Annotated in this window: 22 protein-coding genes; 13 read left to right on the top strand and 9 right to left on the bottom strand. The window is 51.8% G+C overall.

The genetic code is table 11. The features are described 5' to 3' along the window. The 8 genes from OGW17_RS06085 (at position 1) to ldtA (ending at position 6,695) form a co-directional block, all read left to right on the top strand. On the top strand, positions 1-282 hold the full coding sequence (locus tag OGW17_RS06085) for an energy-coupling factor ABC transporter substrate-binding protein (RefSeq protein WP_012131789.1): 282 nt from the start codon (positions 1-3) through the stop codon (positions 280-282). Continuing rightward, positions 269-946, top strand: coding sequence for an energy-coupling factor ABC transporter transmembrane protein (locus OGW17_RS06090; protein ID WP_071258863.1), 678 nt, complete (start codon positions 269-271; stop codon positions 944-946). The genes OGW17_RS06085 and OGW17_RS06090 overlap by 14 nt, the downstream gene beginning before the upstream one ends. Positions 947-954: 8 nt before the next feature. Beyond that, a complete protein-coding gene (locus tag OGW17_RS06095; protein ID WP_012131791.1) occupies positions 955-1,770 on the top strand; it encodes an energy-coupling factor ABC transporter ATP-binding protein in 816 nt (271 codons plus the stop codon). Continuing rightward, positions 1,767-3,287 (top strand): cobyric acid synthase, encoded by a 1,521-nt coding sequence (locus OGW17_RS06100; RefSeq protein WP_071258860.1) that lies wholly within the window; start codon positions 1,767-1,769, stop codon positions 3,285-3,287. The genes OGW17_RS06095 and OGW17_RS06100 overlap by 4 nt, the downstream gene beginning before the upstream one ends. Continuing rightward, entirely contained in the window at positions 3,284-3,829 is a 546-nt protein-coding gene (gene cobU / locus OGW17_RS06105; protein ID WP_071258857.1) for a bifunctional adenosylcobinamide kinase/adenosylcobinamide-phosphate guanylyltransferase, read from the top strand. The genes OGW17_RS06100 and cobU overlap by 4 nt, the downstream gene beginning before the upstream one ends. Beyond that, the gene (cobS, locus tag OGW17_RS06110) at positions 3,826-4,569 is read left to right on the top strand and encodes an adenosylcobinamide-GDP ribazoletransferase (protein ID WP_058669344.1); all 744 of its coding nucleotides are present in this window, start codon (positions 3,826-3,828) and stop codon (positions 4,567-4,569) included. Before cobU ends, cobS begins: the two co-directional genes overlap by 4 nt. A 25-nt stretch (positions 4,570-4,594) precedes the next feature. Further along, positions 4,595-5,653 carry a nicotinate-nucleotide--dimethylbenzimidazole phosphoribosyltransferase gene (gene cobT, locus OGW17_RS06115; protein ID WP_071258854.1) on the top strand — a complete coding sequence of 353 codons (1,059 nt, stop codon included), beginning with the start codon at positions 4,595-4,597 and terminating at the stop codon, positions 5,651-5,653. Between the two features lie 112 nt (positions 5,654-5,765). Further along, positions 5,766-6,695: a L,D-transpeptidase gene (gene ldtA, locus OGW17_RS06120; RefSeq protein WP_071259071.1), complete on the top strand. Its 930-nt coding sequence runs from the start codon at positions 5,766-5,768 to the stop codon at positions 6,693-6,695. On the opposite strand, the gene OGW17_RS06125 is transcribed toward ldtA, so the two are convergent. After that, positions 6,670-7,572 (bottom strand): LysR substrate-binding domain-containing protein, encoded by a 903-nt coding sequence (locus OGW17_RS06125; RefSeq protein WP_071258852.1) that lies wholly within the window; start codon positions 7,570-7,572, stop codon positions 6,670-6,672. The genes ldtA and OGW17_RS06125 overlap by 26 nt on opposite strands. Positions 7,573-7,682: 110 nt before the next feature. Here OGW17_RS06125 and OGW17_RS06130 point away from each other — a divergent pair, with 110 nt between their 5' ends. Both OGW17_RS06130 and dctP read left to right on the top strand, forming a co-directional pair. Beyond that, a complete protein-coding gene (locus tag OGW17_RS06130) occupies positions 7,683-8,273 on the top strand; it encodes a nuclear transport factor 2 family protein (protein WP_012131798.1) in 591 nt (196 codons plus the stop codon). Between the two features lie 48 nt (positions 8,274-8,321). Continuing rightward, on the top strand, positions 8,322-9,377 hold the full coding sequence (gene dctP, locus OGW17_RS06135; protein WP_181821202.1) for a TRAP transporter substrate-binding protein DctP: 1,056 nt from the start codon (positions 8,322-8,324) through the stop codon (positions 9,375-9,377). 87 nt (positions 9,378-9,464) lie between these two features. Here dctP and OGW17_RS06140 read toward each other — a convergent pair whose 3' ends face one another. The 4 genes from OGW17_RS06140 to OGW17_RS06155 form a co-directional block, all read right to left on the bottom strand. After that, a complete protein-coding gene (locus tag OGW17_RS06140; protein ID WP_047462780.1) occupies positions 9,465-9,737 on the bottom strand; it encodes a hypothetical protein in 273 nt (90 codons plus the stop codon). Between the two features lie 117 nt (positions 9,738-9,854). After that, on the bottom strand, positions 9,855-10,358 hold the full coding sequence (locus OGW17_RS06145; RefSeq protein WP_071258850.1) for a YqhG/Tai3 family protein: 504 nt from the start codon (positions 10,356-10,358) through the stop codon (positions 9,855-9,857). After that, the gene (locus OGW17_RS06150; protein WP_024130212.1) at positions 10,358-10,726 is read right to left on the bottom strand and encodes an NlpC/P60 family protein; all 369 of its coding nucleotides are present in this window, start codon (positions 10,724-10,726) and stop codon (positions 10,358-10,360) included. The genes OGW17_RS06145 and OGW17_RS06150 overlap by 1 nt, the downstream gene beginning before the upstream one ends. A gap of 337 nt (positions 10,727-11,063) precedes the next feature. After that, entirely contained in the window at positions 11,064-12,188 is a 1,125-nt protein-coding gene (locus OGW17_RS06155) for a YbdK family carboxylate-amine ligase (RefSeq protein ID WP_071258848.1), read from the bottom strand. Between the two features lie 243 nt (positions 12,189-12,431). On the opposite strand from OGW17_RS06155, the gene OGW17_RS06160 reads away from it, so the two are divergent. After that, positions 12,432-12,995 (top strand): flavin reductase family protein, encoded by a 564-nt coding sequence (locus OGW17_RS06160; protein WP_071258844.1) that lies wholly within the window; start codon positions 12,432-12,434, stop codon positions 12,993-12,995. An 87-nt stretch (positions 12,996-13,082) separates the two neighbouring features. Here OGW17_RS06160 and OGW17_RS06165 read toward each other — a convergent pair whose 3' ends face one another. Genes OGW17_RS06165 through OGW17_RS06180 form a run of 4 tightly spaced genes read right to left on the bottom strand, consistent with a single transcriptional unit; the run spans position 13,083 to position 17,872 of the window. Further along, entirely contained in the window at positions 13,083-14,060 is a 978-nt protein-coding gene (locus tag OGW17_RS06165) for a FecCD family ABC transporter permease (RefSeq protein WP_172958466.1), read from the bottom strand. 32 nt (positions 14,061-14,092) lie between these two features. Next, positions 14,093-14,842 (bottom strand): class I SAM-dependent methyltransferase, encoded by a 750-nt coding sequence (locus OGW17_RS06170; RefSeq protein ID WP_071258840.1) that lies wholly within the window; start codon positions 14,840-14,842, stop codon positions 14,093-14,095. After that, a complete protein-coding gene (locus tag OGW17_RS06175; protein ID WP_071258837.1) occupies positions 14,772-15,785 on the bottom strand; it encodes an ABC transporter substrate-binding protein in 1,014 nt (337 codons plus the stop codon). The genes OGW17_RS06170 and OGW17_RS06175 overlap by 71 nt, the downstream gene beginning before the upstream one ends. After that, positions 15,785-17,872 carry a TonB-dependent siderophore receptor gene (locus OGW17_RS06180; protein ID WP_071258834.1) on the bottom strand — a complete coding sequence of 696 codons (2,088 nt, stop codon included), beginning with the start codon at positions 17,870-17,872 and terminating at the stop codon, positions 15,785-15,787. The genes OGW17_RS06175 and OGW17_RS06180 overlap by 1 nt, the downstream gene beginning before the upstream one ends. A gap of 704 nt (positions 17,873-18,576) precedes the next feature. Between OGW17_RS06180 and OGW17_RS06185 the strand changes: the two genes are divergently transcribed. Next, positions 18,577-19,305 carry a hypothetical protein gene (locus OGW17_RS06185; RefSeq protein WP_048284209.1) on the top strand — a complete coding sequence of 243 codons (729 nt, stop codon included), beginning with the start codon at positions 18,577-18,579 and terminating at the stop codon, positions 19,303-19,305. Beyond that, positions 19,305-19,916 carry a TIR domain-containing protein gene (locus OGW17_RS06190; protein ID WP_063945093.1) on the top strand — a complete coding sequence of 204 codons (612 nt, stop codon included), beginning with the start codon at positions 19,305-19,307 and terminating at the stop codon, positions 19,914-19,916. Before OGW17_RS06185 ends, OGW17_RS06190 begins: the two co-directional genes overlap by 1 nt. Positions 19,917-19,945: the final 29 nt, after the last annotated feature.

Here is a 19,945-nt window from a genome sequence, read left to right on the forward strand (position 1 = left end):
ATGAAAAAGACGCTGATATTGTTAGCTATGGTGATTGCCCTGGTGATCCTGCCGTTTTTTATCGATCATGGCGGTGAGTTCGGTGGCTCTGACGGCGAAGCGGAAAGCCAGATCCAGGTGGTGGCGCCGCACTATGAACCGTGGTTCCAGCCATTGTATGAACCGGCCAGCGGTGAAATTGAAAGCCTGCTGTTTACGCTGCAAGGTTCGCTTGGCGCGGCGGTGATTTTCTATATTCTCGGTTACAGCAAAGGCAGACAGCGCCGTGATGACCGGGCTTGATCGACTCAGCTACCAGAGCCGCTGGCTTCATGTTACGCCGGTGCGTAAGTTTTTGCTCTGGTTGATGATGATGATTCTGGCCTTTACCCTGCCTCCTTTGGGGCAGGGTATTGAACTGGCGCTCATCGCCGGGCTGAGCTGCTGGCTGCTGCGGATTTCGTTCTGGCGCTGGTGTCGCTGGATGGCGATACCGTTTGGTTTTTTAAGCGTGGGCGTGGTGACGATCTTATTCAGCGTGAGCCGCGATCCCCACTCGTTACTGGCAAGCGTTCCGGTTGGCGATTACTGGCTGGGGGTGACTTCGTCAGGGTTGAATACCGCCAATGAAACCTTCTGGCGCAGCCTAAGCGCGCTGGCGGCGACGTTCTGGCTGGTGTTGAATCTGCCGTTTCCGCAACTGATTATTTTGCTTAAGCGCGCGCATGTGCCACGGCTGCTGACCGAGCAGATCCTGCTGACATGGCGCTTTATTTTTATCCTGTTAGACGAAGCGCTGGCCATTCATCGCGCGCAAACGCTGCGTTTTGGCTATCGTAGTTTGCCGAAAGGCTATCGTTCTCTGGCAATGCTGGTGGGTTTGCTGTTTACGCGTGTGCTTATCCGCTATCAGCAAATGACCACCGTGCTTGATATCAAACTGTATCAGGGTGATTTTCACCTGTAAGGATTCGTATGCTTGCCACCTCCGGTCTCTGGTTTCGCTATCAGGATGAGCAGGTGCTCAAGGGGCTAACGCTGGATTTCTCCCCCCATGCGGTTACCGGGCTGGTGGGCGCGAACGGCTGCGGAAAATCGACGCTATTTATGAACCTGAGCGGTTTACTGCGCCCGCAAAAAGGCGAGGTTTTGTGGCAGGGAAAAGCGCTGGATTACAGTAAGCGCGGGCTGCTGGCACTGCGCCAACAGGTGGCAACCGTTTTTCAGGACCCCGATCAACAAATTTTTTATACCGATATCGACAGCGATATCGCTTTTAGTCTGCGAAATCTAGGCGTGGCTGAGGATGAGATAGCCCGCCGCGTGGACGATGCGTTGACCCTGGTTGATGCGCAGCATTTCCGTCATCAGCCGATCCAGTGTTTAAGCCACGGGCAAAAAAAACGCGTGGCGATTGCGGGCGCGATGGTGTTGCAGGCCCGCTACCTGCTGCTGGATGAACCCACTGCCGGGCTTGATCCTGCCGGGCGCACGCAGATGATCGCGATCATCAAGCGGATTGTGGCGCAGGGGAATCATGTGGTTATTTCCAGCCATGATATTGATCTCATTTATGAAGTCAGCGATGCCGTTTACGTGCTGCGCCGTGGCGAGGTACTGGCATACGGTGAGCCGGGGGAGGTGTTTGCACGCACTGAACTGATCGAACAAGCCGGGCTGACGCAACCGTGGCTGGTCAAACTGCATGCGCAACTGGGGTTGCCGCTGTGTAAAACGGAAGAAGAATTTTTTGGGCGTATGCGAGAAAACGCGCTGAAGGAGGCGTCATGACGCAGGCAGTAATGTTGCAGGGAACGGCATCAGATGTAGGTAAAAGCGTGCTGGTGGCGGGGCTGTGCCGCATCTTTTATCAGGATGGCCTGCGCACGGCGCCGTTTAAGTCACAGAATATGGCGCTGAATTCCGGCATCACGCCGGACGGCAAAGAGATGGGACGCGCGCAGATTTTCCAGGCGGAAGCGGCGGGGATTGCGCCGGATGTGCGGATGAATCCGGTCCTGCTAAAACCGACCAGCGATCGGAAAGCGCAGGTGGTGTTGATGGGCAAAGTCGCCACCGATATGGACGCGGTTAGCTACCATGAATATAAGCCGCGTCTGCGTGAGCAGATCCTCACGGTTTACAATAGCCTGGCGCAAGAATATGACGTTCTGGTGCTGGAGGGCGCCGGTAGCCCGGCGGAAATAAACCTGCGTGACCGCGACATCGTCAATATGGGGATGGCGGAAATGGCGCAATGCCCGGTCATTCTGGTGGCGGATATCGATCGCGGCGGCGTTTTTGCCTCTATCTACGGTACGCTGGCGCTGCTGCATGATAGTGAACGCGCCAGAGTGAAAGGGGTGATCATCAATAAGTTTCGCGGCGACGTGACGCTGCTCTACTCCGGCATTGAACAAATTGAAGCGCTGACCGGCGTGCCGGTTCTGGGCGTGATGCCCTGGCTGGAGGTCGATCTTGAAGATGAGGATGGCGTGGCGCTGCAAAAAGGCAAATACCTGCGTACCGATAGGCGTGATATCGACATTGCCGTTGTTCAGGTGCCGCACATCTCGAATTTCACCGATTTCAACGCGCTGGCGGCGCAGCCGGATGTTCGCGTGCGCTATGTGCGCCACCCTGAGGAACTGGCGGGCGCGGACCTGATAATTCTACCAGGCAGCAAAAATACGCTTGGCGATCTGGTCTGGCTGCGTGAAAGCGCAATGGCGCATGGCGTGTTGCAGGCGCATCGTCAGGGCGTACCGGTGGCAGGCATCTGTGGCGGCTATCAGATGCTGGGCGACACCATTATTGATGAGGTGGAGTCCGGGCTGGGCACACTCCCCGGTCTTGGGCTGCTTAATACCGTCACGCATTTCGCGCAGGATAAAACCACCACGCAGGTTGAAGGGCAGATGGCCTCTGCGCTGCCGGGATGGCTGGCGGCGGCGTCTGGCCTGGCGGTGCGCGGGTATGAAATTCATATGGGCGAGACGACACTGAATGCACAATGCCAGCCAGCCATGACGTTACGCAAAGGCGAAAACGCTATCGCTGACGGCGCGGTAACGGACGACGGACTGGTCTTTGGCACCTATCTTCATGGCTTGTTCGACAGCGATGCGTTCACGCGGGCGCTGGTCAATGGCCTGCGCGTGCGTAAGGGGCTGACGCCGCTGGATCACGCCTTCCATTACGCGCAATATAAATCGCAGCAGTTTGATCTGCTGGCGGATGCGATGCGACAACACATCGATATTGAGAAAATTTATACCATCATGCAACAGCACCAGGAGCCCGTATGATGATTCTGGTGACCGGCGGCGCGCGCAGCGGGAAAAGCCGCCATGCGGAGGCGTTAATCGCGGATTCGCCGCAGGTGCTGTACATCGCCACGTCGCAGATTTTTGACGAGGAGATGGCGGCGCGGATTCAGCACCATCGGGATGGCAGACCGCCGCACTGGCGGACAGCGGAATGCTGGCGGCATCTTGATGCGCTGATTACGCCAGATAACGCCCCCGAAGAGGCCATTCTGCTGGAGTGTATCACGACCATGGTGACCAATTTATTGTTCGCGATGGGCGGCGATACGAACCCGGACAACTGGGATTACGCGGCGATGGAGCAGGCGATTGAAGACGAAATTTGCGCGTTGATCGACGCCTGTCAGCACTGTCCGGCTCAGGTGGTTCTGGTGACCAATGAGGTGGGCATGGGCATTGTCCCGGAAAATCGTCTGGCGCGACATTTTCGCGACATCGCCGGGCGCGTCAATCAGCGTCTGGCTGCGGCGGCGGATGAGGTCTGGCTAGTGGTATCGGGTATTGGAGTCAAAATTAAATGAGTAAGTTGTTCTGGGCGATGCTCGCTTTTATTTCGCGTTTGCCTGTTCCGACCCGTTGGTCTCAGGGGCTGGATTTTGAGGAGTATTCCCGCGGTATTGTGACATTCCCGCTAATCGGCATGCTGCTGGGCGCGATTGGCGGCCTGGTGTTTGTGGCGCTTCAGTCCTGGTGCGGCATTCCACTGGCGGCCCTGTTTTGCGTTTTGACGCTGGCGCTGCTGACCGGCGGTTTTCACCTCGACGGTCTGGCGGATACCTGTGACGGTATTTTTTCCGCCCGCCGCCGGGAGCGGATGCTGGAAATTATGCGTGACAGCCGCCTGGGCACCCACGGCGGGCTGGCGTTGATTTTTGTCCTGCTGGCGAAAGTGCTGGTGATTAGCGAACTGGCGCTGAGAGGCACGCCGATGCTGGCGGCGCTGGCGATGGCCTGCGCGGCGGGGCGCGGTGTCGCCGTATTGCTGATGTATCGTCATCGCTATGCCCGTGAAGAAGGGCTGGGCAACGTGTTTATCGGCAAAGTTACCGGGCGACAAACCTGCGTTACGCTGGGATTAACCGCTATTCTCGCGGCGATACTCATGCCGGGGATGCGCGGGGTCGCTGCGCTGGTGGTCACTCTGGCGGCAATTTTTATTCTTGGGCAATTATTAAAACGCACGTTGGGTGGGCAAACCGGCGATACGCTGGGTGCGGCGATTGAACTTGGCGAGTTGATCTTCCTGCTGGCTCTGCTGTGAGCCAGCCAACACGATGAGAACCCTTATGCAGACGTTAACCTCTTTACTCCGTGACATTCCCAAACCGGACAGCGACGCAATGGCGCACGCCCGGCAGCACATCGACGGCTTGCTCAAACCGCCGGGCAGCCTCGGGCGCCTGGAGGCGCTGGCTGTACAGTTAGCGGGGATGCCCGGTCTCAACGGCACTCCGCATGTCGGTAAGAAGGCGATGCTGGTGATGTGTGCCGATCATGGCGTGTGGGATGAAGGGGTTGCGGTCTCGCCGAAAGTTGTCACCGCCATTCAGGCGGCCAACATGACGCAGGGAACAACCGGTGTTTGCGTACTGGCTGCTCAGGCCGGGGCAAAAGTCCATGTGATTGACGTCGGGATTGATGCCGACCCGATCCCCGGCGTGGTGAATATGCGCGTGGCGCGTGGGTGCGGGAATATCGCGACAGGCCCGGCGATGAGCCGCGTTCAGGCCGAAGAACTGCTGCTGGAAGTGATGCGCTACACCCGCGAACTGGCGCAAAGCGGCGTAACGCTGTTTGGCGTTGGCGAACTGGGAATGGCGAATACCACCCCTGCGGCGGCGATTGTGAGTGTACTGACCGGTAGCGATGCCGAAGATGTGGTGGGGATTGGCGCGAATCTTCCGCTCTCCAGAATTGGCAATAAAGTTGAGGTTGTGCGCCGCGCTATTGCGGTGAACCGGCCCGATCCGCGTGATGGCGTTGAGGTGCTGGCGAAGGTGGGCGGTTTTGACCTGGTCGGTATGGCGGGCGTGATGCTGGGCGCCGCATCATGTGGATTGCCGGTTGTGCTGGATGGTTTTCTCTCCTATTCTGCGGCGCTGGCGGCGTGTCAGATTGCGCCGGAAATTAAACCGTATCTGATTCCGTCGCATTTCTCAGCAGAGAAGGGCGCGCGGATTGCGCTGGAGCACCTGGAGCTGGAGCCGTATCTGCATATGGGAATGCGTCTTGGCGAAGGCAGCGGCGCAGCGCTGGCAATGCCCATCGTTGAAGCCGCCTGCGCGATGTACCGCAACATGGGGCAACTGGCGGCAAGTAATATTGTCCTGCCGAATGGTAAATAAAGATAAGCCGTATCGTTTCCCTTCGGTGGCGCTCATTCGCTGTTAACGTCGGAAAGGCGATAAAAAAGCTATAATTAACCGACATCTGCTGCGATTTGAGGAAAGGGAAATGATGCCTCGTGTGAAACTGTTTTGTTCTTTTATTCTGCTGTTCGCAAGCCAGAGCGCGCTGGCGGTAAGTTATCCACTACCGCCAGAAGGGAGTCTTCTGGTCGGTAACCCGCTGACGATAACCGTCCCGGACAATAATACTCAACCGCTGGAAGCGTTTGCGGCGCAGTACGGACAAGGGCTGAGCAATATGCTCGAAGCGAATCCCGATGTGGACGTCTTTTTGCCGAAGTCCGGTTCGACGCTGGTGGTGCCGCAGCAGCTTATTTTGCCGGATACCGTGCGTGAAGGCATTGTGGTTAACGTGGCGGAAATGCGTCTTTACTACTATCCGAAAGGGGGCGATACCGTTGATGTCCTGCCGATTGGCATTGGCGAGGCGGGGCGAGAAACCCCACGTAACTGGGTGACTGCGGTAGAGCGTAAGCAGGAGGCGCCGAGCTGGACGCCGACGGCGAATACCCGACGTGAATATGCTAAACGAGGCGAAAGTCTGCCCGCGTTTGTCCCCGCCGGGCCGGATAACCCGATGGGGCTGTATGCAATTTATATCGGTAAGCTGTATGCCATTCATGGCACAAATGCGAACTTCGGTATTGGGCTGCGCGTGAGCCAGGGGTGCATCCGGTTGCGTAACGATGACATCAAATACCTGTTTGACAATGTACCGGTGGGCACTCGCGTGCAGATTATCGATCAACCGGTGAAAACCACCGTCGAAGCGGACGGCAGTCGCTGGATTGAAGTGCATGAGCCGTTATCGCGTAATCGCACTGAATTTGAATCTGACAAAAAAGTACCGCTGCCGATCACGCCGGTGATGCGTACTTTTATGAAGGGCGACGGCGTTGACATTCATCGCGTCAACGAGGCGCTGGAGCGCCGCTCCGGGATGCCGACAAATATCAGCGCGGGTCTGACGGGGTTCTGACGTTTCTCCGCGCAATCTCCAGAAAAGCCTTTACCGCGCCGTTATTGTCGTTCTTTCTGCTGAGCAGCATCAGATTGGCCGATAATTCCGGCGCGTCGAGAGGGCGATAGACCAGGCCGGGAATGGCGATGTGCATCAGCGGTTCAGGCACCAGCGCCAGCCCTTGCCCGGCGGCGGCCAGAGCCAGTACGCTGAGCGTGCTGGAGGTGCAATGGGCGACGTGCGGAACATGACCCATAATCTCTGTGAGCATCATATAAAGCGGCTCATCCGCACGGTGGGTGTCGTAGAAAATGAGGGGCTCTTCAGCCAGCATATCTACCGTCAAATGGGTTTCACAAGCCAGCGGATGATCGTCGGCGATGGCGACCATCCGGCCCCAGAGGCCTATTTTTTCAGCCGCTAATTCTGGCTGGCGTACGTTATGGTGATCGGGTGTGTAACCAATGTCGAGCTGGCCGCTCAAAATGGCATCCGCTTGTAGCAACGGTGCGATTTCGCACACAACCAGTTCCGCATCGGGATAGGCCTGGCGAAAGGCGCGCAGATCTTCTGTCAATTTGCCGCTGAACACCGCGTTGCCAGCAAAGCCAACGCGCACAAGACCCGTTTCTCCGCGCATCGACCGTTGTACTGTCAGACGGGCATGTTCCGCCTGCTCAAGCGTGCGTTGCGCTTCGGTCTGCAACAATTTTCCCGCTTCGGTTAACTCAACTTTCCGGCTGGTACGAATAAACAGCGGGCCGCCTAACTCTTCTTCCAGCGCCTTGATCTGCATGCTCAGCGCGGGAGGAACAATATTGAGTTTTTCGGCGGCGCGGCCAAAGTGTCCTTCTTGTGCAACGGCAAGAAAATAGCGTAAGTGGCGCAGATCCATACGATGGCCTCATCATTCATCTAAACTGAATAATCTGTAAGATTTATCTATTGGATTTTAACGTTAATGGCGAGGAAACTGAATCCACTTAACTGGCTGGAGTAAAAATTATGCACAATCACCTGGCGGATCGTCAGCAAATTACCGATCTTCTCACTGGCTGGATGCATCGCGATCTGGGCGAATGGGAGCAACTTCGCGGGCTGTTTCACCCGGATGGCACCATTGAGATAACCTGGTTTGAAGGGCTGGCGAGCGATTTTGTTGACGGCTCAATGCGTATGGGCGCCTCTGATATCCGCACCAAGCATTTGATTGGCACGCCGGTAGTGACCTTCAATAGCAGCGTCAACCGCGCCATTGTAGAAACCAATGCCATGATCATCGGCGAGAATGTGAAGCTGAATCTGGGGATGGTGACCCATAATCGCTTTTACGATATGGCAGAAAAACGCGATGGCGTGTGGAAGCTCTTCAGACGCCAGAGCATTTATGACATGGGGAGTTTTACCTTCCCGCTGGGCGTGGTCGATATTGATCAAAGCGCGGTAGCAAAATACCCGCGAGAATACGCCGCGCTGGCATACCTGCTGGAAAAAAGCGGATTTCCGGTCACGCGTGTATTCGCAACGCGCGGTAGTGCGCTCGAACAGCAGATGAAAACCGAAGGGCAGCGCTGGCTGTCTGAACCCGTTGTTTAAGCTTCATCAGCGACTGCGATCATCATGATTCTCAAAAGGATAAGAGAAATGCTCACCACTATACCAGGACGAAAATGCATCGCCGTTCTGTTTGCGATGCTAATGTTTCCCGGTGCAGCTTCGGCTGCGCAAACCCTAATCTACAGCGACCATGAACCGCTGGGTGGAATGCGCACTCGTTTTATCAATGACGTATTTTTCCCCGCAATCGAAAAAGAGTCGCGTGGTCGCCTGAAGGTAGAGGCGCACTGGGGAGGTGAGCTAAGTGATGGTTATACGGCTCTGGCTCTGGCGGGAAAGGGGGACAAAGCGGATATGGCCGTTGTTGTACCTGAATATGCGGCTAAGGCATTACCATTGCAGCAAATCTTTAAAAGCTTCCCCGTCGGCCCTGCCGGGGAAAAGCAGGTTGCTTTCTTTCGCCGCGTTTATGCGGATATCCCGGATTTTTCGGCAGAACTCAAGAAAGAAAATGTGGTGAATGTTTTCATTGCGACCGGCTATCCGCTGGCTTTTTTTAGCACTACCGCGCTGAGTAATCCTGAAGGACTTAAGGGGGGAACGTGGCGCTCCGCCAGTTTCTGGCACCAGGGGTTTCTGAAAAATGTCGGCGCTAAAGCTGTGACCATGCCCTGGGGAGATGAAACCTACAAGGCCTTACAAAGCGGAAGTCTCGACGGATTAATGTTGAATGTGGATAGCGGCTATGCGTTAAATGCTCAGCGATTCGCGCCTGATGTGCTGGTTTCGCGGGATCTCTGGCTTGGGCATGTTTACCTGCTGGTGATGAATAAAAATACCTGGGATAACCTTTCCCGCGACGATCGGGCGGCGATTCAACGGGCCGCTGACGTTGCTTATCAATCCCTGGGTTCCGTAATGGATAAAAGTTTCACCACACAAGTCGCCGATCTGGAAAAAAGCGGTGCGACGGTCAGGGTCCTGCACTCTGAAGACGTTGCGCAATGGAAAGCCGCCACCCGATACCAGGAGATTCAGTCTGAGTGGGTGAAGGAACAGGAAAAGAACGGGCTTACCGAGGCGGGAAGGGTGATGAAACAGGTCAGTAGCATTCTGGACGAGATGATGTCTCCGGCCCCTTAAGCGAGAAGGCAAACGTAACGGTCGGGAGCGTATTGCGACAATTGCCTGATAAAAGGGCCGAATAGCCATTTTCGGCCCTGGCGTGCATCATTTTTTATAATTCTTTGGTGTTGATAGCAGCATTTTTCGCATACGTTCCATGACGGTATTCAAGTCCACCGCGCGTTTAATCATACTGCGTATTCTGTCTGAATCATTGATGCCCTTTTTGACATACCGGGCAATATATTGCAGAACGTACTTATCCTCATCACTGTGGGTGCGTAATGACAGGTTCTCTACGGTCTGCAATATCTGACTCGCCAGCGACTGACGCTGGCGGGAGTGGGCTCTTATATCCTTAAACGACGGCTGAATCATAAAACATTCCGTAGCGCTGACGTTGTTGAATCCACCGGAGGGCGAAAGAAAAGCATAATGACTGTTAAGGTCGGCCGCGAATTGGGATTAATTTAGCGGCCGTCATAATCTCCCTATTTAATTGGTGGTTGCAGCATGTTGCTTCGCTTTCTCAATGGCGTGCGCGTCAAATATGTAATGCTCATAACCGGCGGTAACATTCTTCACTCTGTATATTTTCCACTTGCCGCCCTCTCTTTTTAGGTAGACTCCAATTTGATACGTCTGATTGTTTTGTCGACCCAACCAAACATCGACGTATTCACCACCAAAACAGTTTTTAGCTTTTCCAACTTTCAATAAGGGGATCCAATCTGCTGAATAATCTTGCGCATATGTATAGTAATCGGTGTCGATAATCTCCTGCTCATAAATATGAGAGATAGTATTTAGTTGGGCTAGCGTATCCTTCGAAATATATTCATCCATCTTTTCAGGCGCAGGCTTTATTTTCTCTTCACTATTTGCAAACACGTTTAGATAGTAAGTGTAGAAATCTGAAACACGCCGTTCTGCGTTATCGCGTCCTGAGCTGCACGCGGTAATTGCAAATATCATGAGAACAACATAAAGGGCTTTCATCAATCCTTCCTGTACATTTGATGCGCTGGCTTTGACGAACGGTATCCAGGACCGCCCCAAAAATCCCGCTGTTTAAAGTCTGAATACCAATCCTGGCCGTCGTAAATAGCCATGTGACCGGCGGCGTGTCCTCCCGCGTAAGGCTGAATCACTACCACGTCGCCAGCTCTGGGGGATTGCGTTGAAGATATTTTTCTAAACCCCGCAGACTCCAGCATTGGGCCGTAATCTTTGGCGTTTTGCGTGTTTGTTACGGTCACGCCCCCTGCCTTTATGGCCTTGCGCACATACGATGCACAGTTATTCGTTGGCCCCGGTTCGGCGTGATGTTTTGCCCAGTTTCCGGCGCTTCTTGTGTCCCATCCCATGATTATCATCCATTTCAGTTAGAGAAATTGCTAATAGATACCCAATTAGTTAGGAGGGTTAATCATTTAGTGCCACAGAAAGCGTAACGTGATAAGCGAGGCAAGTGCGCTTGACGCTGAGAGCAGGCGGAATCAATAGCGAAGGGATTGCCTAAACGAATTCCGAAAATAAAAGAATGCGGGTATCGGAATATGAGCGGGAAACAGGTCAGTAGCATTCTGGACGAGATGATGTCTCCGACCCCTTAAGCGAGAAGGCAAAACGTAACGATCGGGAACGTATTACTACAGTTGCCTGATAAAAGGGCCGAATAACCATTTTCGGCCCTGACGTGCATCATTTTTTATAATTCTTTGGCGCTGATAACAGCATTTTTCGCATACGTTCCATGACGGTATTCAAGTCCACCGCGCGTTTAATCATACTGCGTATTCTGTCTGAATCATTGATGCCCTTTTTGACATACCGGGCAATATATTGCAGAACGTACTTGTCCTCATCACTGTGGGTGCGTAATGACAGGTTCTCTACGGTCTGCAATATCTGACTCGCCAGCGACTGACGCTGCCTGGTTAACGTGTTGACGTAGCTGGCCTGTAAGCCATCGCGCCGGGCGTTAAAGATATTGTATTTTTCAATAGCATGATGTTTTTTGACGATATTCGTCCGGTTGGCTAACAGATACTGAGCCAGTATTTTGCTATAGCCTGTGAGCATTGCGGCATGAAATATTGTCAGCGGCATATCGCATATTCTGATTTCAATTGTGCCCAGAGCAGGCTGTGGCCTGACGTACCAGTAAATATCTTTGATACTTTTAATGATCCCGACATCGATCATCTCGTTATAAAATACGACGAACTCGTCCCAGTTATAGATGTTTTCAATCAGTTCACTGTTCAGAAAGGCGTTCTGCCCGGTAAAGCGGGAACTTGAAAAAGAGGTATCCACGCCATCCAGCCACGGCGAAGAGGCGCTGAGTGCAACTAAATGGGGCAGGTAGGGAATAAGCGCATGACACAGATAAATGGCGTCATCGCCATCCTGAACGCCAATATGAATATGCTGCCCAAATACGCAGGCCATTTTGGTGATGTAGCCATAGCGTACGGCCAGATTTTGATGACGTTGTAAATCGCTAATCACCTGTTCTCGCCAGTCGCCATCTAAATGGCGGCCGCCGCCGGTAACATCGCAGCCGTGTTTTCTGGCGACTTCCCTGACGTTACAGGCTAATAAAGATAATTCTTCATGCAGTTTAAACACCGAAGAGTGTACTGAGCTGTTCAGTTCAATCATTGACTTGGTTAGCTCATGCTTTATTTGCTGAGTGTGCGCCATATCGGCCAGCACGATATCCGCTTTATCCACCAGCCTGGTATCGTTTCTGTCGATTAACTGGAGTTCCAGCTCGGTGCCCGTCGTAAACCGCAGTGAGCGGGTAAAAGGTAGAGATACCATAATGTCCTCTGCACTGAGTTGTTGTGGTTGGCCTGAAATTCTATTGTTAAAAGTGTAGGTCAGACGGTCATGCCTGCCAGAGGTGAATCGCGGAACCCTGATTACGGTCATAAAACCATTTTATTAGTATGGTTAATTTTTTGCGATATGACGAGAGAGAGTATGCTGTAGTGCGAGGACTGCTCAGGTATTGCCGCAGCAGTGTGGCCTGTTTTTGTGGAACACTTTAACAGGAGTCATCTTATGAGCTTAGCTATCACTAAAGTTGATTATCCGGTCAGTCAGGTTCGCCGGTATTTAGAACCGGGCCCGGTTGTGTTGGTGTCATCCAAATGGAACGGAAAGACCAATATCATGACGCTGGGCTGGCATACCGTTCTGGAATTTTCTCCCTCGCTGGTCGGGCTGATGATTTCGGGCGGCAACCACAGTTTTGAGATGATCCGTCATAGCCGGGAATGCGTGATCAACGTTCCGCTGACGGATTTGGCCGAGACGGTCGTGCGAATCGGCAACACGTCTGGCGCTGACATCGATAAGTTTGCCGAATTTAATCTTACGGCACAGGAAGCCGATGAGGTTGATGCCCCGCTGATCCAGCAATGTTATGCGAATTTTGAGTGCTGTTTGTATGATGATGTGCTGGTGGAACGCTACAATTTTTTCATTTTCGAGGTCGTGAAGGCGCATGTGGCCACATCACCGGAACACCCTGAGACGATTCACTATACAGGGAAGGGGGAGTTTATTGTGTCGGGCAAGACAATGAATCTGAGCGCGCTGTTCAGGCCGGAAATGCTTATCTGAGCGTTTGCGGTGGCGCTCGTCACGGATAAATGGCAGAAAGCCCGCTAAAAAGCGGGCTTTCTGCCAGGGATCGCCTTCGTCAGTATTTTATCGGGAAGTCCGTGAAATCAGGAACAGAAATACCGGAACCCCGAGCATCGCCGTCAGGATGCCGACGGGTAATTCACGGGGCGCAAACAGCGTTCGGGCAAGCGTATCAGCCAGAACGGTAAAAGTCGCGCCGCACAGCATGGATGCCGGCAGCAGAGAACGATGGCGATGACCAATGAATATACGGGCGATATGAGGCACGGTCAGCCCAATAAAACCTATTGCTCCGCAACATGCCACAATGACCGCAGTCAATAAGGTCAATAAACAATACAGGGCGAGCCTGATTGCGCCAACGTCCACACCAAGCGACGCCGCCGTCACATTGCCGAACGTGAGCACATCCAGCTCTATTGCCCGCCACCAGCAGAGCAGAAATATCGGCAACAGCACCAGTGCGCAAAGCAGTACCTGAAGCCAGGATGCCTGTGCAAAGCTTCCCAGCAGCCAGAACATCACCCCTCGCGTGGTGTCTGCATCCGTTTTCCAGAGCGTGGTTAATGATGTGGCGGCGGAGAGAAGCTGTGTCACGGCGACGCCGGTCAGGATAAAACGGCTGGACTGGCCGGATAGCGATTTCCGCGCCATGAAAAGCACCAGTGCGAAAGCCAGCATCGCGCCGCAGAACGCTCCGGCAGGTACAGCGGCCCAGCCCGCACTGAGACCAAGCGCAATGACCAGTACCGCGCCAAACCCTGCGCCGGATGAGATCCCCAACACCCAGGGGTCGGCAAGAGGATTGCGTGTCAACGACTGGAGCACCGTTCCGGCCAGCGCTAATGCGGCGCCCGCCAGTGCAGCAAGCAGGGTGCGCGGCATACGCAGAGACCATACGATCCGCTGATGAAGCGTTCCCGCTGTATCGCTATGCCAGTAGCCTGCCAGTATGGCATTTGCCACGTCCTTCATGGAAAAAGTCACCGGGCCATACATAATGGCAATGCAAAACGCCAGCATCAGGGCCGGAAACAGCATGGAAAGGCGAAAAGCAGGAGAACGCAGCATGATTATTTCCAGCCAGCGATCACATAATCATCCAGGAATTGCCAGAGAGTACCCGTTTCGCTAAAACCCGCCTGGCGCAGGGCGGCGAGCTGGAATTCGACCGTGGTGGGCAGCGGTGTCGGGCGGTCTTTAAAGATAGCGGTGCGCGCGTCCATCAAATCAGCCAGCTCATGATGACGGGTGGCCGATGCAAACCAGCTATCCCAGTCCTGCACTCCCGCTGTCCAGGCTTTTTTCTGCGTATCTTCGTCATGAAGCTGGGCAATCCGTTTCTGGCATGGATTGCAACTATCAAATCGCTGATGATCGGCGTTCATGAATAAGCCATGTTCATCCAGCAGGTTAAAGATGTTGCGATAAAGCGCGACCTGCTGTTCCGGCAGCAGCCAGTGGATGGCCGTGCTGGAAACAACGGCCTGCGGTTTGTCGGTAATAGCGGCAAAGCAATCCGCTGTTGCAATATCGCCGCTGAAGAACTGAATACGGTCACTGTATTCAGATAAGGCTTCTTTGGCCAGCGTAAGCAGAAGCGGGTCGAGGTCAATAGCCGTTACTCTTATCGCCGGAAAGCGATTCAGAAGACGCATGCTGAATGAGCCTGGACCACAGGCCAGATCCACCACATGGAATTCTTCGCCATATAGCATTGCCAGAACATCCAGCGCGGCGTTATAGCGTTCTTCACGGTGAGCGATGTAGGCGCTTTGTTGTTCGTCCCAGTTTTTCAGTAATTCGCGGGCTGGAAAGGTCATGTTGTTCCTTAGCGTGTATTTGTGTGACTAGTCGGTGAAGGGCCAGAACTGAACGCGCAGATGCGTCCATGTCATAGCCAGGTAAAATGATGTAACGTTTTGCTTTAACCGCCTTCATGCCTGCGGTGAGGGGATTACGTTCAAGAAAATCGATTTTGCTTCGGGCGCTGTCGCCATCTCCCCCCCTTTGCAGATCGCCCAGGATCAGGTAGTCAGGGTCCCGTTCGGCAATGACCTCCCAGCTCATGGCGGGCCACAGTTCAGCACTGTTATCAAAAATGTTTTTACTGCCGATGGTTTTGGTTAACAGCTCAGAAGCGCCATAACCGCCCGCCACATAAGGTGTTGCCGTACCGGAATACCACCACATAAGCGTTCTGCGTGGCAGTTTTATGCGGCTGTCAGCAGCGACCTGTTGCTTCAGTTCATTGATAAGCGCTTCTGCGCGCGGCTCCACGCCATATATGCGCGCAATATTACGCAACTCGTCGTAGATGCTGTCGAAGGTTACAGGCGCAGGAGGGCCACTTTGCAGGCCATTGCACATCCCTTCAATGAGCCAGCTTCCAATTCCCCATTCAGCCATCCTTTCACGACCGGCGGTCTCCGGGCTGTTAAACCAGTAATAGCTGCCGGAATAGATAAAATCTGGTCGGGAACTCAGCAAGGCCTCTCCCGACCAGGGCGAACTGTCGAGACGTGCTTTTAGCGGTTTATACCAGGGGGAGGGCGCGGTATCTTCATCTGGCCGATAACCGACAGCACTGATCACGGAATCTCCCAGATGTAATGCGAGCATGTTTTCCATTGCGGTCGGCATATAGACGATTGTCCGCTGTGGTACGTGCTCAAACGTCCAGGATCTTCCGCAATTCTGCAACGTAACGGGATGCGCAAAGCTGGCGAAGGTTGCCAGCAACGCGAGGGAGGCCAGGCGTTTCATCAGAAGCGCATGTTGACATAGGCTTCGTAAGTTCGACCTGGCGCAATCATTTCCTGCCCTGTATAAGTACGCTGCCAGGTGTAGAAGCGATCCGTCAGGTTACGCACGCGGGTGCCTACGGTAACGTCCTTAATCACTTCATAATCGGCGTTCAGGTCGACAGTCGTGTAATCGCCCATTTTGTTTTTGTTGGCATCATCGTTATAGCTACTGCCAACATAGTGGACCTGCGCGCCCAGCCCCAGTTTGCTAATCGGCATATAACGGCCAGAAAGGTTAACCGTCCACTCCGGGATATAGCGCGGCTGATTGCCGGAAAGGTCCTGCGTACCTTGTTTGAAATTGTCAAAGCGCGCATGGGTATAAGCCACATTACCCGCCAGCGTGACGCTATCCAGCGGTTTAATCAATCCGCTGAACTCAATGCCGCGCGAAGTCTGCTTGCCAACCGCATTCCATACACCGGCCTGGACAGCCGATTGCTGATAAAGATTTTTTTTCTGGAGATCGTAAACGGCCAGCTTCATTTCACCGTGGTCGAATGTCCCTTTTACACCGGCTTCATATTGCTGAACTTCTGTAAGTGGCAGGGACGTTTGTTCAGGGCTGATAAAGAAGATATCGCTGCCGGGCTCTTTACCTGTGGAATAGTTGGCATATACCGTCCAGTTTTCGTTAATGGCCCAGCTCGGCCCAATACCAACGCTCATAAAGCTATAGCTATGATTGATGGTTTTATTGTCCTGCTGGTAATTCCAGTGCATGTCCAGGTTGGTATAGCGCAACTGGCTTAACAGGGCGACAGCATCAGTGATATTCAGATTGTCTTCCAGCAGCAAGGCATACTGGTTCTGAGTGATGTGACGAACAGGTGAGCGCATCTTGCCACCCGCACCGGTGCGAAAGTCATTGGAGGCGGGGTTGGTCAACAGAACATCTTCGCCGCCCGGGAAGCCGTTAGAATAGTACTGGAATTCGCGTTTTGAAAAATCGACACCCGCAGTCACGCGGTTGGCGAATGATGCAATCGGGTGATCCCAGGTGACCATAGTACGGTTGCCCGTCAGCTTGTCATCATGAGCAAGATCGCCATAAGAATCACGGGTAACATAGCCCGCTTTGTTTGACGGGTAATAGCGTTCAACGTTCTGCCATTCGCGGAATCCTTTGTAATAATAGAACTGGTTATCAAAGGTTACATCAGGCGTTGCATACCAGGACTGGGTTGACTGGAATGAGGTTGCCTGGCTGCGGATATGCGCATCCTGAATGTTGTTGTAGTTTACATGGCGCAAGTCGCGATCAACGTTGCCGTTGATGACAGGCGTCCCGAAATAGGGATTGCGCATATCCGTTAAGCTACGATCGATGTCAAAAGTGACCTGTGTGTTATCGGTCGGCGTCAGCAGGAGCTGTGCGCTGATGCGCTTCGGGCGACTGCGATCTTTATCAACCTGAGTGCCGGTATTTGATGCGCTTACATCCACGCGGCCAGCAGCTATACCCTCAACAAGCGTACCGCCCGCGCCGATGTGGGCGCGATGGCTGTTATAGCTTGACCAGCTATAGTCAGCTTCTACTGGCTGTCGACCAAAGGTTGCTTTACGTGATATCAGGTTGACGCTGCCACCGGCAGAACTCAGACCATTTAAAACGGAGCCTGTGCCATACAGGATGTCCACGTTTTCATAATGAACCGGGTCGGCGATTTGAATGGTGCTACCGGGTACAGCCACGCCGTTTAGCAGCCAGGAAACGCCGGAGAAGCCGCGCAGTGAAACGCTGTTTGAGAGCGTAGGTGAGCTGGTGCCGGACATGCCCGGGGCGGTCTCAACGACTTCGGTGAGCGTGCGTTTGCCCTTAGCCGTAATGGTTCTGGCGCTGATGGTTTCAGTATGGCGTGGCGTTTGCTTATCGGTCAGACCGAGACGTGAGGCTGAACCGGATGAAAGACGTGCCGAGTCGGATTCGGCAGAATAGTCGGGGACGTCACTGCCGGTGACGACGATGGTTTCATCTGCTGCATAGGCCAGAGGCGAAGTATTTACTGCTACTGCGAGAGCTATCAAAGAAGGCTTAAGTTTCATAGGTTGGCATTACATTATAATGGATATGTTATAACATAACACATCTCATAAAGAAAAAAAGTAGACAAATGAGAACAAGTGGGAAGGGGGCTGGAGAGGTCTGTGGGGGTGTCCAAAAACGACAGGCGTCAAAAAAACCGGCAATCCTTATCAGGACAACCGGTTCAATTTAACTACTGCTTTTAAAACGCCTCAAGACTCACTGAGATATCTCGAGACTAAAATCTGGCTCCTCTGACTGGGATCGCCTTTGCCAGTAACTGGCTAATAAATAAGCTAAACCTGAATACTCTTTCTGTCAAGACCACCATTATGACCCCCTCTAAGAAATGTATGCGCTTGTAAGAAGAAGCAATGCCCATTGGGGTGGATGAGGATACAATCGGTACTCTGCCTGAGCATTATGTTTTAGTGATCTGCTACGATCGCAACAGACAGCTGGTTGATGAAGATATCCACTGCTTTGTCTAGAGAAAACCCCAATGCAGTTCACCAGATATATCTAAATTTTTAGTCTGGCTGAGAGAAGTGAAACTAGTATCCTTAAGGATTTCGGAGAAATCCGAATCAGGGTATAGTGGTCACTGAGCATAAACAAATAGTTGCGTTATTGGGTTATAATTCATTGATAATTATGAATAAAATTTTCAATGTCTGTTGATAAAAATGCAACTTGATTGAAATTGTTTCATAAGGATTCGCTTATGGTTAGGGGATTGTTACTATTCGGAATTATTTTGATGGTAATTATTTTGATGGGGTACTTCTCTTTTTTACCGGCCTCACAATGGTGGTTTATCAAAAATATCATATCAAATTTTGATTTTGTAAAAGCGCTCCTTTCAATTCTAATATTATCATTGATTACTATATTTTTGTTTTTCGGTATTTTAGAGAAAAAATACTCATTAAAGTTAGAAAAATTAACTTTCGGTGGGTTAAATGTTTTATTTGATAGTTCTGACTTGCTATATAAAAGATCTGTTCGCAATTTCCTTGATACTAAAAGAAGTGTGTTCAAAATTGATCCACATTTTGATTCATTTGAAGAGGTTTTTAACTCTTTATATGATATCTATAACTTTATTCGTGTTGAAATAAGAGTACTGGATGTTAAGCGGAAAAGAGATATGGAGTTGTATGGTATATCTAATAAAATGCTAAAAAAACTGAATCAACTGCTTACCAAACATCAGAATAATTACAGGCGTTGGCATAAGTACATCTCAACAAACGATATTGTATTGACGAGGGATAAAGATTCTAACGGTGAAAATGTTTCTTTGATTTATCATTTAACACCGATTGGAGTAATCCAGACTCATTATTATCATTTCAGCCAGTTGATGGCTGATTTTGAATGCATTAATAAATTCTTCTGTGAGGAAGTTAGTGTTGTATTTAACATCGATATTGCTAAGTGGGATGAGTAATGCATAAAACTTTTCTGAGTTATCATCATGCAAACGAACAGGATTTGAAGAACGGAATCATTGAAGCATTTGCTGGTGCGTCATTTATTGACAAGTCCGTCAGTGACGGGGATATCAGCACTAATGTCAGTGAAGATTACATTATGCGGAAAATTCGGGAGGACTATCTTGGTGACTCTACCGTAACAGTAGTACTCATAGGTACAGAAACTGCCAGCAGACCTTTTGTTAACTCAGAAATTCAAGCATCTTTATGGGGGGAGAATCCTGCTGGATTAATCGGGGTAATTCGAGATGAAATATATTCGAGCGTGTTTAGCTCGGGTGTGTGTAGTGATACCTCTTGCAATTGCGGGATTGGAATTAGAACCATTGATTGGGGTTATGAACATTATCTCCCTTGGTTAATTAAAAAAAATCATAGTTTTTCAAAACTCGTCCCCCACTATGATGATATGGATGTTTATTGCTCCCTGGTTAAGTATTCAGATTTTATAGGGAATAGTGAATTTTATATTAACCAGGCATTTGATAAAAGAAATATTATGGAACCTGCAGCAAAGAAAAATCCCGCTGATGTTCCTGCTATAAGAACTAATTTACTATGGTGATGAGATGATTTTTACGCCAAGATAAAGTT

This window comes from Citrobacter sp. CK181, assembly GCF_030333595.1.
GTDB lineage: Bacteria > Pseudomonadota > Gammaproteobacteria > Enterobacterales > Enterobacteriaceae > Citrobacter_B > Citrobacter_B koseri.

Coding starts and splice junctions, on each gene's coding strand:
- OGW17_RS06085 (WP_012131789.1), top strand. CDS start 1: ATGAAAAAGACGCTGATATTGTTAGCTATGGTGATTGCCCTGGTGATC.
- OGW17_RS06090 (WP_071258863.1), top strand. CDS start 269: ATGACCGGGCTTGATCGACTCAGCTACCAGAGCCGCTGGCTTCATGTT.
- OGW17_RS06095 (WP_012131791.1), top strand. CDS start 955: ATGCTTGCCACCTCCGGTCTCTGGTTTCGCTATCAGGATGAGCAGGTG.
- OGW17_RS06100 (WP_071258860.1), top strand. CDS start 1,767: ATGACGCAGGCAGTAATGTTGCAGGGAACGGCATCAGATGTAGGTAAA.
- cobU (WP_071258857.1), top strand. CDS start 3,284: ATGATGATTCTGGTGACCGGCGGCGCGCGCAGCGGGAAAAGCCGCCAT.
- cobS (WP_058669344.1), top strand. CDS start 3,826: ATGAGTAAGTTGTTCTGGGCGATGCTCGCTTTTATTTCGCGTTTGCCT.
- cobT (WP_071258854.1), top strand. CDS start 4,595: ATGCAGACGTTAACCTCTTTACTCCGTGACATTCCCAAACCGGACAGC.
- ldtA (WP_071259071.1), top strand. CDS start 5,766: ATGCCTCGTGTGAAACTGTTTTGTTCTTTTATTCTGCTGTTCGCAAGC.
- OGW17_RS06125 (WP_071258852.1), bottom strand. CDS start 7,572: ATGGATCTGCGCCACTTACGCTATTTTCTTGCCGTTGCACAAGAAGGA.
- OGW17_RS06130 (WP_012131798.1), top strand. CDS start 7,683: ATGCACAATCACCTGGCGGATCGTCAGCAAATTACCGATCTTCTCACT.
- dctP (WP_181821202.1), top strand. CDS start 8,322: ATGCTCACCACTATACCAGGACGAAAATGCATCGCCGTTCTGTTTGCG.
- OGW17_RS06140 (WP_047462780.1), bottom strand. CDS start 9,737: ATGATTCAGCCGTCGTTTAAGGATATAAGAGCCCACTCCCGCCAGCGT.
- OGW17_RS06145 (WP_071258850.1), bottom strand. CDS start 10,358: ATGAAAGCCCTTTATGTTGTTCTCATGATATTTGCAATTACCGCGTGC.
- OGW17_RS06150 (WP_024130212.1), bottom strand. CDS start 10,726: ATGGGATGGGACACAAGAAGCGCCGGAAACTGGGCAAAACATCACGCC.
- OGW17_RS06155 (WP_071258848.1), bottom strand. CDS start 12,188: ATGGTATCTCTACCTTTTACCCGCTCACTGCGGTTTACGACGGGCACC.
- OGW17_RS06160 (WP_071258844.1), top strand. CDS start 12,432: ATGAGCTTAGCTATCACTAAAGTTGATTATCCGGTCAGTCAGGTTCGC.
- OGW17_RS06165 (WP_172958466.1), bottom strand. CDS start 14,060: ATGCTGTTTCCGGCCCTGATGCTGGCGTTTTGCATTGCCATTATGTAT.
- OGW17_RS06170 (WP_071258840.1), bottom strand. CDS start 14,842: ATGACCTTTCCAGCCCGCGAATTACTGAAAAACTGGGACGAACAACAA.
- OGW17_RS06175 (WP_071258837.1), bottom strand. CDS start 15,785: ATGAAACGCCTGGCCTCCCTCGCGTTGCTGGCAACCTTCGCCAGCTTT.
- OGW17_RS06180 (WP_071258834.1), bottom strand. CDS start 17,872: ATGAAACTTAAGCCTTCTTTGATAGCTCTCGCAGTAGCAGTAAATACT.
- OGW17_RS06185 (WP_048284209.1), top strand. CDS start 18,577: ATGGTTAGGGGATTGTTACTATTCGGAATTATTTTGATGGTAATTATT.
- OGW17_RS06190 (WP_063945093.1), top strand. CDS start 19,305: ATGCATAAAACTTTTCTGAGTTATCATCATGCAAACGAACAGGATTTG.